This window comes from Sulfuricurvum sp. (assembly GCF_028710345.1).
Taxonomy (GTDB): domain Bacteria; phylum Campylobacterota; class Campylobacteria; order Campylobacterales; family Sulfurimonadaceae; genus Sulfuricurvum.
In genome coordinates this window covers 106,846-117,617 of the sequence record NZ_JAQTUH010000002.1, presented here as the reverse complement: position 1 = coordinate 117,617, position 10,772 = coordinate 106,846, and the positions used below count along the sequence as shown (strand labels likewise).

At 39.2% G+C, this 10,772-nt stretch carries 15 protein-coding genes; 9 read left to right on the top strand and 6 right to left on the bottom strand.

The window, feature by feature from the left end:
• Positions 1-33 precede the first annotated feature (33 nt).
• Genes PHC76_RS03140 through dapE form a run of 3 tightly spaced genes read right to left on the bottom strand, consistent with a single transcriptional unit; the run spans position 34 to position 1,931 of the window.
• Positions 34-405, bottom strand: a complete 372-nt coding sequence (locus PHC76_RS03140) for a RidA family protein (RefSeq protein WP_299971600.1) — start codon at positions 403-405, stop codon at positions 34-36.
• 9 nt (positions 406-414) lie between these two features.
• The gene (locus PHC76_RS03135; protein ID WP_299971599.1) at positions 415-813 is read right to left on the bottom strand and encodes a DUF255 domain-containing protein; all 399 of its coding nucleotides are present in this window, start codon (positions 811-813) and stop codon (positions 415-417) included.
• 23 nt (positions 814-836) lie between these two features.
• Positions 837-1,931, bottom strand: a complete 1,095-nt coding sequence (gene dapE / locus PHC76_RS03130) for a succinyl-diaminopimelate desuccinylase (RefSeq protein ID WP_299971597.1) — start codon at positions 1,929-1,931, stop codon at positions 837-839.
• 128 nt (positions 1,932-2,059) lie between these two features.
• Between dapE and PHC76_RS03125 the strand changes: the two genes are divergently transcribed.
• Positions 2,060-2,479 carry a PAS domain-containing protein gene (locus PHC76_RS03125; protein WP_299971595.1) on the top strand — a complete coding sequence of 140 codons (420 nt, stop codon included), beginning with the start codon at positions 2,060-2,062 and terminating at the stop codon, positions 2,477-2,479.
• Here PHC76_RS03125 and PHC76_RS03120 read toward each other — a convergent pair.
• The 3 genes from PHC76_RS03120 to PHC76_RS03110 are packed head-to-tail and all read right to left on the bottom strand — an operon-like array spanning position 2,476 to position 5,269.
• Positions 2,476-3,792, bottom strand: coding sequence for an MATE family efflux transporter (locus tag PHC76_RS03120; RefSeq protein WP_299971594.1), 1,317 nt, complete (start codon positions 3,790-3,792; stop codon positions 2,476-2,478). The two genes, PHC76_RS03125 and PHC76_RS03120, sit on opposite strands and share 4 nt — an antisense overlap.
• Entirely contained in the window at positions 3,789-4,028 is a 240-nt protein-coding gene (locus PHC76_RS03115) for a hypothetical protein (RefSeq protein ID WP_299971593.1), read from the bottom strand. Before PHC76_RS03115 ends, PHC76_RS03120 begins: the two co-directional genes overlap by 4 nt.
• Before the next feature lie 29 nt (positions 4,029-4,057).
• Positions 4,058-5,269, bottom strand: coding sequence for an MFS transporter (locus tag PHC76_RS03110; RefSeq protein WP_299971592.1), 1,212 nt, complete (start codon positions 5,267-5,269; stop codon positions 4,058-4,060).
• A gap of 108 nt (positions 5,270-5,377) precedes the next feature.
• On the opposite strand from PHC76_RS03110, the gene PHC76_RS03105 reads away from it, so the two are divergent.
• The 8 genes from PHC76_RS03105 to PHC76_RS03070 all read left to right on the top strand — a co-directional run bounded on the left by PHC76_RS03105 (position 5,378) and on the right by PHC76_RS03070 (position 10,770).
• Positions 5,378-5,767: a flagellar protein FlaG gene (locus PHC76_RS03105; protein WP_299971590.1), complete on the top strand. Its 390-nt coding sequence runs from the start codon at positions 5,378-5,380 to the stop codon at positions 5,765-5,767.
• A gap of 44 nt (positions 5,768-5,811) precedes the next feature.
• Positions 5,812-6,189 (top strand): flagellar export chaperone FliS, encoded by a 378-nt coding sequence (gene fliS, locus PHC76_RS03100; protein ID WP_299971588.1) that lies wholly within the window; start codon positions 5,812-5,814, stop codon positions 6,187-6,189.
• The gene (locus PHC76_RS03095; RefSeq protein ID WP_299971586.1) at positions 6,155-6,430 is read left to right on the top strand and encodes a hypothetical protein; all 276 of its coding nucleotides are present in this window, start codon (positions 6,155-6,157) and stop codon (positions 6,428-6,430) included. The genes fliS and PHC76_RS03095 overlap by 35 nt, the downstream gene beginning before the upstream one ends.
• A gap of 80 nt (positions 6,431-6,510) precedes the next feature.
• Complete coding sequence (locus tag PHC76_RS03090; RefSeq protein WP_299971584.1) at positions 6,511-7,728, top strand: argininosuccinate synthase; 1,218 nt, start codon at positions 6,511-6,513, stop codon at positions 7,726-7,728.
• A gap of 15 nt (positions 7,729-7,743) precedes the next feature.
• Positions 7,744-8,484 carry a ferredoxin-thioredoxin reductase catalytic domain-containing protein gene (locus tag PHC76_RS03085; protein WP_299971582.1) on the top strand — a complete coding sequence of 247 codons (741 nt, stop codon included), beginning with the start codon at positions 7,744-7,746 and terminating at the stop codon, positions 8,482-8,484.
• Positions 8,485-8,496: 12 nt separating this feature from the next.
• The gene (rplI, locus tag PHC76_RS03080; protein WP_299971580.1) at positions 8,497-8,943 is read left to right on the top strand and encodes a 50S ribosomal protein L9; all 447 of its coding nucleotides are present in this window, start codon (positions 8,497-8,499) and stop codon (positions 8,941-8,943) included.
• A complete protein-coding gene (era, locus tag PHC76_RS03075) occupies positions 8,936-9,814 on the top strand; it encodes a GTPase Era (protein WP_299971578.1) in 879 nt (292 codons plus the stop codon). Before rplI ends, era begins: the two co-directional genes overlap by 8 nt.
• A gap of 53 nt (positions 9,815-9,867) precedes the next feature.
• The gene (locus PHC76_RS03070; protein ID WP_299971577.1) at positions 9,868-10,770 is read left to right on the top strand and encodes a L,D-transpeptidase family protein; all 903 of its coding nucleotides are present in this window, start codon (positions 9,868-9,870) and stop codon (positions 10,768-10,770) included.
• Positions 10,771-10,772 lie beyond the last annotated feature (2 nt).

The window sequence follows — 10,772 nt, the reverse complement described above, 5'->3', positions numbered from 1 at the left end:
AAGTTCTTTAAAGGTTTATAAACCCCTAATTGATTAGATCATTGCTATCGCTTCAATCTCCACTAAAGCATTTCTCGGCAATGTTTTTGCCGCAACGGTAGAGCGTGCCGGTTTATGATCGCGAAATGCCTCTGCATAAATAGCATTCACAGCCACAAAATCATCCATATTATCGAGAAAAATAGTAGTCTTAACCACTTTATCCAACGAGCTACCAGATGCTTCGAGAACCGCTTTCAAATTGGACATCACTTGTGCACATTGCACTTTCACATCACCGCTAAGCATTTCACCTGCTGGAGTGAGGGCAATTTGTCCTGAGGTAAAAACCATACCGTTTGCAATAATCGCTTGTGAATAAGGTCCGATAGCTGCCGGAGCATTGGGAGTTTGTACTATTGTCATTTTTATCCTTTATTTTTTAAATTTTTGTAGTGCTTCATCGAGAATAGAGTTATAATCTTCACTTTCCCAATATCCAGGGATTGAAGAGAGAATTTTACCCGTTTTAGGATCGATAAAATAACTCATAGGAACCATTTTAGCACTTAATGTTTTGGGATAAATGCTCTTGTCTCTCGTAACATTGACGGCTTGAAATTTACCATTGATATGATTAATGATAGATTCATCTTTGAGTGTTGTATTTTCGAGTTTACGGCACCAACGACATTGCTCACTGGTAATCAATACCATTAATGGCTTATTCTCTTTTTTTGCTTGTTCTAAAGCCTGATCATACGAGCTGTTCCAGTTGATTTCACTTGCAAACACACTAACGACCATTAAGGCAAGTAACCATAATTTTTTCATATATATCCTTTGGTGCTATTTTATCAAAAACGGCGTATCAATAAACTGAAAACTTTATATAAATCTTCTACTTCAGCTACAGAAGTTCTCTCATTTGGTGCGTGAATCGTATCGTTTTTAACACCGAATTCGATAACGTCAATTCCATATTTTGCGATATAGCGTGCATCGGATGTACCACCGGCGGTAGAGTGTTTCGGGGTATAAGCACACACCTCATTGATGCACTCACTTAACACACGCACTATCTTGGTAGCCGAATCGGTCACAAAAGGCTCAGCACTCTGATCGAGAGTCAGTGTATACTCTAATCCCTTACACGCATCAGCGATAAATGCTTCAATACTCATCTTATCAGTTTTGGTCGAATTACGAACATTAAACATCATCTTCAATTTTCCTGGAGAGACATTTGTCGTCTCGATGCCGGAGCGTATATCAGTAATGACCAGTTGAGAAGGGGCGAAAACTTCATCTCCCTCATCTAAAAATGCCCCTGCTATACGAGGCAAGATACTCGCCATTTGATGGATAGGATTGATTGCTTTTTCAGGATATGCCGCATGACCTTGCTTTCCAATCACCTCTAAAATACCGTTTATAGAACCGCGACGCCCTACTTTCATTGCATCTCCAAAAACTGTTTCACACGTCGGTTCTGCTACCACTACTGCGTCAGGAAGGAGGTCATGCTCTTTTAGATATTTCAATACTTCAAGTGTCCCGAATTTTGCAGGACCTTCTTCGTCTGAGGTGAGGAGAATTGATAATGTCCCCTTAAACGATTTAGCCTCTTTGAGTGCTTGTGTAAATGCCGCCACCCCACTTTTCATATCCTGAGCACCCCGCCCGTAGACAAATCCATCTCTCAATGTTGCGACATACGGATCACTTTCCCAGCCATCACCGGAAGGGACAACATCAACATGCCCTGCAAAACACAGATGTTCACCCTCTCCAAAACGGCGATAGGCAAAAAGATTTTTTACCCCTTCGATATCGATTCGTATTGCCGTAAATCCATCAAGATATTCGGTAATAAAATCGAGCAATCCTCCATCATCAGGGGTCTGACTTTTCGATTCTATCATTTTTTTCAAGAGTTCTAAAACATTCACATTTGCTTCCTCAGTAATACATTTTGTTATTATAATCTGCAACTGTTTGATTTTGCCTTTGTTTTTTTGTGATACTTTTGATACAATGCTTGTAGTTGATTTAAATTTTATTCTAGGATTTATAGCCCATGAAACGTCCCGCACCTGTTAATGAAGAAGTTCTGTTTGACGGACGAAGTCTCATTTCTGAGACAGATACAAAAGGTGTTATCACTTTTGTCAACCGCAAATTCACCGAAATGACCCTTTATACCAAAGAAGAAGCTATCGGACAACCCCACAGCATCCTTCGTCATCCTGATATGCCAAAAGCCGCCTTTGAGGGGATGTGGAAAATCATCAAAGAGGGAAAAACGTGGGAAGGATATGTTAAAAATCTTCGTAAGGACGGTAAATATTATTGGGTTGTTGTCAATATCGTCCCAAAATTAAATGAACATGGAGAAGTTGTCGGCTATATCGCTTCACGTAAAATGCCGGATCGCATCCGTCTCAGCACCATCATTAATCAATACAAACAATTAATGGAGGTAGAAAAAGGTTCTTAAAGAATCTTTTTCATCCAACGTCTACTTTTGTATTCACGCCAAAACCAAAACCCTTTAATGATTGTTTCTACCGTCATCGCCACATAAACGGCAAGTATCCCATAACCTAATTGCACTACCAACCATGCCGGTACTATCCTAAACAACCATAACGAAAGTGAACTGATACGAAGTGTTAATCGTGTCGAACCTGCACCACGTAAAGCTCCGCTGAGTACAAATGTCAATGCCAAAGGGATTTGAACCGCTCCGACAAAACGCAAATACAATACTGCTTGTTCAATGGTTGCGGTATCGGTTGTAAATAGCTCAACTAAAAAATGGGGGAAAACCATCAATATAATCCCTACACTTCCCATAAAACTGATTGCTATTTTAGCACTCAGAACTCCTGCCTTGTAGGCATCTTCATAGTTTTTCGCTCCAATATATTGCCCGACAAGAGCCATTGCCGCAACTGAAAATCCGACTCCCGGCATAAAGGCAAACGCTTCAATACGTAATCCCACTTGATATCCTGCTAACGATTCCGTACTGTAACTGGCGATAAGCCAAATAAAAACCAAAAATCCGCTAATTCCTATAAAACGTTCTGCAACCGAGGGGAGACCTATTCGAAAAATCCTCTGCACATCTTTCTTATTTATGATGGGGATAACCGTTAAAATTTTTCCTTTGTAAAACAACCATCCATAGAATATCAAACTAAAGCCATACGCGCACAAAGTTCCATAAGCAGCTCCCACTACCCCCATCGGTTCAAACCCGCCATGCCCAAAAATAAAGAGATAATTTAGCACTCCATTTAAAAATGCCGAACCAATTTTTATATACAATGAACTTTTAGTATCTCCCCCAGCGCTTAGTGCACTAAATGCCAAGGCATCTAAAAAAACAAGAGACATCCCTAGCGATAAAACACCAAAAAATTGAGTTCCTAATCGAACGACTTCGTTATCTTTACTCATCATCTGATAAAAATCATTTGCACCGTAATGCCCAATAATCATAACAATGAGCGAGAGCCCTAACGCCAATAGTCCTGCTGTATAGACAACGCTTGATGCGCGATTAAAACGTCCACTCCCTATATAGTGAGCAATAAGGGTACTGGCTCCAACTGCAAAAAGAGACATAATCGCTTGAACTACCATCATAAACTGCATCGAAAGTCCGACTGCAGCAAGTGCTGCTACTCCAAGAGTACCAACCATCAACATATCAATCAATAGTTGCACAATATCGAGTAACTGTTTTAATGCAGCAGGTACGGCTAAAGAGACAACACGCCGACGTAGAGAGGTAGAATTCACGACTTTAAGAGATGGGATATCTCATTCATTGCTTCAAAAAGTTTCTCTTTTGTCTCAAATCGTAATTCAACTCGATTGAGAGGCACTTCACCTATAGGGTCAAAATCACAAATTAACACATAAGCTTCAAGGAGAATTTGTCCTTTTTTCATCTCTGCCCACTCTAATGATACCGAAGCACGCTCCCCTCCGGCACTAATCAATGCCGCCGGATAAAGCCGGGTTACTTTAGCCAAATCTATTGTTTGCTCGTTATGTGTGTATATCATTGATGTCCAATTTCAAATAATGTGTAATGGTGTCGTATCCACCCATAATAAAATGCGGCGACCAGAAAAGCGCCCCCTAAAATCACCGTAATGATTGCCAGTGGAATATGGATATCAACTAAAAATCCGATTAACAGAGATACGAATCCGCCAACTATCAAAAAAATCATATCATTATAAGCAACGATTCGACCGTAATAGTCACTTTGTGTATGGTGTTGCAAAAGAGTATAGGTATACGACCATAGGGTAGTTGTCACAAGTCCCACTAAAACCGATGCGAGAAGCGAAAGATAAAAATGTTCGATTACTATAGCCCATAAGATAATCGTTAACCCCTCTGCAACAAAAAGATAGCGCAACCGTTCTAATGTGACCCACTCACCTAGAAAAAGTGGCCCTATTGTCAATCCGATAGCTCTTGAAGCATGTACCAAACCGATTCCGAGCGAAACCGCAATCATATCCATGTAGTATTGTTTCACACTAAGAACCACCAATGCATCAAAAGCAGTAAATCCGACCACCGCATGAAGTAACATCAAATGCAACACGATTTTATTCTGCCGAATGTAACGAAAGGCATCTCCCATCATTGTGACAAATGTTTGGTGTTGCTTCTCAATATTCACAGAAATTGTAAGGGTAAAAAGTAACATTAACACTATCATAAACAAAGAGGCATCGAGTAAAAAAGCATACGTAGTCCCAATATAATAGACAACAGCACCCCCTAATGCCATCCCAGCTGTATAAGAAAATGACCAAATTACAGAGTGTATCTCATTGGCGTATTGAAGTGCTTTCCCTTCCAGTACTCTGGGTAATAGCGACATCTCCACCGTAAATTGAAAACTTGCCGCCCCCATACGGATAAATACCAACCCATAAAGCCAAATTAACTGTGAAATATCATGAATCAAAAGCAATCCGAGTGTCGCTGAAATTTCAGTCAGGGTCAATAGTATCATCAATTTTTTAGGTGAAAATCGATCAATAATAACCCCGCTTAATGGAGCTTGCAATACTCCCGCAAAAAAATGGAGTGCAGCAACCAAGGCTATGGTCGTTGCACTCACATGCAATTGAATCAATAGGGTATAAATAGCAACATTACTAAACCACGCACCAAAATAGGCAATCAACTGAATAATCGATAAACGACGAAGCAACGGCTCGTTTTGTAAAAGTGTCCAATAGCGTTTCATGAGGGGAAGTTTAGCACAACTTCCACCCCCCCTCTAAAGTTTTTTTTTACGAAGACGATATAGCATTCAAGAAGAGTCAAACTCAACCTCCGAACAAAGGAAGACCCAATGGAAATCTTACAATCTACTGCTAAAATGCAGCAATCTCAGATGAATACAGCAAAAGTTGCGGCTACACAACAAACGCAAAGTGTTCAAGAGATTCAAAAAGCACAGATCAATCAAGATAAAGTAGCTCAACAAGAGAGTGATTCAAAAACACAAAAAGTGGGTAGTCAAGAAGATATGGATAAACTCATCGATCAGCTTAATAAATCGCTTGATCCATTTAATACCTCTCTTCGTTTTGGTTTTGACAATAAAAGCGATGATTTTTACGTATCCGTCGTTGATACCCAAAGCAATCGTATGCTACGTCGTTTTCCACTGGAGCAAGCTGAACAATTATTACCAAAAATGAAAGAAGTGACAGGAATACTTTTCGATCATAAAGGATAAGTATCACTTTGAATAAAGATAACGATTTAATTAAGGATTTTTCAATGTACAATAATAATTTGGCCTATAGCACTTACACTCAAAACAATGTCGGAGTTGAATCACCTGAAAAATTGGTACAGATGATGTATGAGGGAATTTTACGCTTCAATATGCAAGCAAAACGCTCTATTAACGAAGGTGATATCGAACGTCGCACCTACTGGATTAATCGTTCAAATGCCGTTTTTAGTGAACTTATTAATATCCTTGATTTTAACCATGGTGAGATAGCCCATTATTTAGCAGGATTGTATAACTATCAAATTCGCCTTTTATCAGAAGCTAATCTTTACAGTAACCCTGCCAAACTCGATGAAGTAACGGGTGTTGTCAAAGCACTTTTAGATGCTTGGAGAGAAAGTACCAATGTGGCTGAATGAGCTTAAAAAAGCAATCATTCTTAAAGATTATCAACTACTTGAATCTCTTATAACCGACATCCCTTCATTTGAATCACTTGAACAAATGGAAGAGGCATCTTATTTGCTGCAAAATGCAACGAATCTTATGCAGAACGAACGTTCTGCAACACTTCATTCTCTTAAACAACTTAAAAGTACCATTGACTTTTTAAAAGCAACCGAAAATTCTGAGCCCTCATCACTAAATCTCAAACTTTAACCGTTATCTCATCTATTTTTTGTTAAAATCCCCCCATTTACTTCACAATTGTGTGAAAATATATTCATATAGGGATAGTTATGAAAAAAGAGGTCAAAAAAGTTGTTCTTGCCTACTCTGGCGGATTGGACACCAGTGTTATTCTAAAATGGCTCCAAGACGAGTACAAATGTGAAGTGGTAACCTTTACTGCTGACATTGGACAAGGAGAAGAGGTAGAACCGGCACGTGCAAAAGCGATTAGTCTTGGAATCAAACCTGAAAATATTTATATCGAAGATTTGCGCGAAGAGTTTGTCCGTGACTATGTATTTCCTATGTTTCGTGCCAATGCTATTTATGAGGGAGAATATCTATTAGGGACCTCTATTGCTCGACCTTTGATTGCAAAACGTCAATCTGAAATTGCTCGTATTACCGGAGCAGATGCAGTCAGTCACGGAGCAACCGGAAAAGGGAACGATCAAGTCCGTTTTGAGATGGGATATTTAGGGCAAAACAGTGCCCTCACTATTATCGCACCTTGGCGTGAATGGGATCTAAACTCGAGAGAAAAACTTCTTGCTTATGCAGCTGAGCACGGTATCAAAATCGAAATGAGCGGAAAAAAATCTCCATATTCTATGGATGCAAATCTTTTGCACATCTCCTATGAAGGGGGAATCTTAGAAGATCCTGCCGCTGAGCCCGAAGAGAGTATGTGGCGTTGGACGGTATCTCCTCAGAATGCACCGGATGAAGTAGAATACATTGAACTCGGCTACGAAAAAGGAGATCCAATCACCTTAAACGGTAAAGCACTCTCTCCTGCCAATATGCTTGAGCAACTTAATATTATTGCAGGACGTCACGGTATCGGTCGTGCCGATATCGTAGAAAACCGTTTTGTGGGGATGAAAAGCCGCGGATGTTACGAAACTCCGGGTGGAACCATTATGCTCAAAGCGCATCGTGCAATCGAGTCTTTAACATTGGATCGTGAAGAAGCGCACCTCAAAGATGAGCTAATGCCTCGTTATGCAAAACTAATCTATAACGGTTTTTGGTTTGCACCGGAGCGTGAAATGCTTCAAGCGGCAATTGATAAAACACAGCAAAATGTTCGAGGAACCGTCCGATTGAAACTTTACAAAGGAAATGTAATGGTAGTAGGACGTAGCTCAGATCTTTCACTCTTTAATCCAGAATATTGTACCTTTGAAGAAGATTCTGTATACGATCAAAAAGATGCCGGTGGATTTATTAAACTCAATGCATTACGTTTTATTATTGCCGGTAAAGCACGAAAAAACAAATAATTTTTAGGAACAAACATGAGTATCATCAAAATCGATATGAATTCACCTGAGTTTCAGGCTGAACTCGAAAAAACAGTTAGATTTACCGATAAAGTCGTTGCGCAATTCAACTGGGTATACAATCCTCATGCTGAAATCAACGAGGGTGTCCAAATGGGACTTGCCCGTAATAAAATGATGTATAACAAACGGTTTTGCCCTTGTTATATGGTGGAAGAGGTAGATGGCGTCTATAAAAGTAGTGATAATAGACTCTGCCCTTGTACTCCTGCTATTGAGCAAGAGATACCACAAGAGGGTGTTTGTCACTGTCAAATTTTTTGTACACCTGAATATGCGGTATCCTTGATGAAATCCGAAGAGATTGAAACCGTCACCCATCAACATTCCCGTGGTCTTACTACCGAAGAGTGCCAATTTTTACTACAAAAACGCAATATCGACGCAGATGAGCTAACCTCTCTCTTTGAAGCGCGTGAGCTTGGAATGGTGACCTTCAAATTGGTGGACGTTCGTGAATGGATGGAGTGGAAATCAGGCCGTATTGAAGGGGTAGATATTCTTGTTCCAACAAGTAGTTTTTTCCAAACACTCAATGAATCAGGACTCAATAATGATGAAAACATCATTGTATACTGTCATGTAGGAAGTCGAAGTGCCCATTGTCAACGTATCCTTACTGATATGGGATACACTAAAGTAACCAATCTTATCCACGGTATTGTGGGATACAGTGGTAAAATCGTTCGCGGTTAATCAAGGAGATTTATGAAAGTATTATTGACTAAAGATGTCAAGGGTGTAGGACGTGCAGGCGAAATCAAAGAAGTAGCTGATGGCTACGGAAAAAACTTTTTAGTAGGTAAAGGGTTAGCGCTGATTGCAACCCATGAAGTTATTAAGAAATACGAAGCCGATCAACGAAAAAAAGCGGCCAGTGAAGCACAAGAGATTGAAAATCTCAATGCTATTAAAGCAAAACTTGCCGATATAAAAGTACTAATCACAAAAAAGCTCGGTAATACTGGCCATCTTTTTGGTGCTGTCACCAAAGAAGAGATTAGTGATGCATTGAAAACACAACATGGTATTGAGATCGATAAAAAAGAGCTTGATGCCAAACATGGTATTAAAACAACCGGTTTGCATGATTTAGATCTCAAACTCGGTCATGGTATTCATGCAACACTTCACCTAGAGATCAAGGGTGAGTAAAGCAGGATTTGTCGCTCTTGTGGGGCGACCGAATGCAGGAAAAAGTACCCTTATGAACTGGATATTGGGTGAAAAAATTGCCCTCGTCAGTCAGAAAGCCAATGCAACGCGCAAACGCTCAAACGCAATTGTTATGCATAATGATGATCAAATTATTTTTGTCGATACCCCAGGTCTCCATCAAGCTGAAAAACTTCTCAATCAATACATGCTCGAAGAGGCACTAAAAGCAATCGGCGATTGTGATGTTGTTGTCTATCTTGCTCCCGCATCCGATAAAACACTCCATTATGAAAAATTTTTAGAGCTTAATCACCAAAAACGGAAACATATCATTGTATTAAGCAAAATTGATCAAATTTCACAAGGTGATTTGCTCAAAAAAATCGGGGAATATAACCAATACAGTGATCAATTTCTTGCCCTTATTCCAATGTCAGTCACTAAAAATGTGGGCAAAAATGACTTGCTTAATACCATTGTCAAACATCTTGATGAGTCTCCATATTTATATGACCCCGAAAATATCACCACAGAGATGATTCGTACGATTTATAAAGAGTTTATTCGTGAAGCCATATTTGAAAATATCAGTGATGAAATTCCCTACGAATCGGATGTTATTATTGATAAAATTGATGAAGACACTCCGACTGAACACATCCGTGCCACCATTATCGTCGAAAAAGATTCCCAAAAAGGGATTATTATCGGCAAGGGGGGGGCAGCCATCAAGCGAATCGGTAAAAGTGCTCGTGAAAAAATTGAACGGCTCTCTTCCAAACCTGTCTATCTCGAACTTTTTGTTTCGGTTAAAAAAGGGTGGACAAGTGACAAAAAATTCTTAAGTGACTTAGGATACGAATGGTAAAAAAAATAGTATTACTTCCTCTGCTTTTTACTTCTCTCTTTGGAGGAGAAGTAATGGATCTTTATCGTCAAGGGGGAATGGCTGCAATCCAAAAAGAGATTGACCATGGTTTTGGTGATCGTACTTTTTGGAAAGAAAAATTGGCTCAGAAAGATCTTCAGTTCGGTTATTACGAATCAACTAACACATTGCTCATTTGTGAGAAAAACCAACCTTCCCTTTCTCTGTATCGTAAAGATAATAAAGAACGTTTTACACGGATAAAAACAATACCGGCTTTTACCGGAAAATTTGAGGGCGATAAAATGAATGCTGGGGACCGACGAACCCCTATCGGTGTTTATACCTTAACGGAAAAACGGGAGAACGTTGATCAATTTTATGGACCAATGGCATTTGTTACCTCTTATCCTAACCTGTATGACCGTATTCGAGGTAAAAATGGAGATGGTATTTGGATACATGGTGTCCCTATTTCAGGAGATCGTGATAGCTTTACCAAAGGATGTATAGCTATTGACAACGGAGAACTCACCAATTTAGATCAAAATATAAATTACAAAAATCTTTTTTTGATCATTGATACTAAAACTAAAACCTATGGCAATGTTGCTTACGATGCGATTATTTCACAACTCTATCAATGGAGATATGCTTGGAAATATAACGATCTTCAAGCTTATCTATCATTTTATGATACTACATTTGTACGCTTTGACGGTATGGAATACTTTGACTTCAAGAACTATAAACAACGTATTTTTGAACGTAAAGAGACAAAAGAGATCTTTTTCACCAATCTGAATATTATCCCGTATCCAGGTGATCGGCCTAATCTGTTTATGGTAACCTTTGATGAAGTTTACACTAGTGATAAACACAATTTTACCGGTCCAAAAATACTAATGTTATTACTTAACTCTGATAATTCAATCTCAATAATATCTGAGCAATAACA

Coding starts and splice junctions, on each gene's coding strand:
- PHC76_RS03110 (WP_299971592.1), bottom strand. CDS start 5,269: ATGAAACGCTATTGGACACTTTTACAAAACGAGCCGTTGCTTCGTCGT.
- PHC76_RS03105 (WP_299971590.1), top strand. CDS start 5,378: ATGGAAATCTTACAATCTACTGCTAAAATGCAGCAATCTCAGATGAAT.
- PHC76_RS03135 (WP_299971599.1), bottom strand. CDS start 813: ATGAAAAAATTATGGTTACTTGCCTTAATGGTCGTTAGTGTGTTTGCA.
- PHC76_RS03095 (WP_299971586.1), top strand. CDS start 6,155: ATGCTTGGAGAGAAAGTACCAATGTGGCTGAATGAGCTTAAAAAAGCA.
- PHC76_RS03140 (WP_299971600.1), bottom strand. CDS start 405: ATGACAATAGTACAAACTCCCAATGCTCCGGCAGCTATCGGACCTTAT.
- PHC76_RS03090 (WP_299971584.1), top strand. CDS start 6,511: ATGAAAAAAGAGGTCAAAAAAGTTGTTCTTGCCTACTCTGGCGGATTG.
- PHC76_RS03125 (WP_299971595.1), top strand. CDS start 2,060: ATGAAACGTCCCGCACCTGTTAATGAAGAAGTTCTGTTTGACGGACGA.
- PHC76_RS03070 (WP_299971577.1), top strand. CDS start 9,868: ATGGATCTTTATCGTCAAGGGGGAATGGCTGCAATCCAAAAAGAGATT.
- PHC76_RS03085 (WP_299971582.1), top strand. CDS start 7,744: ATGAGTATCATCAAAATCGATATGAATTCACCTGAGTTTCAGGCTGAA.
- fliS (WP_299971588.1), top strand. CDS start 5,812: ATGTACAATAATAATTTGGCCTATAGCACTTACACTCAAAACAATGTC.
- rplI (WP_299971580.1), top strand. CDS start 8,497: ATGAAAGTATTATTGACTAAAGATGTCAAGGGTGTAGGACGTGCAGGC.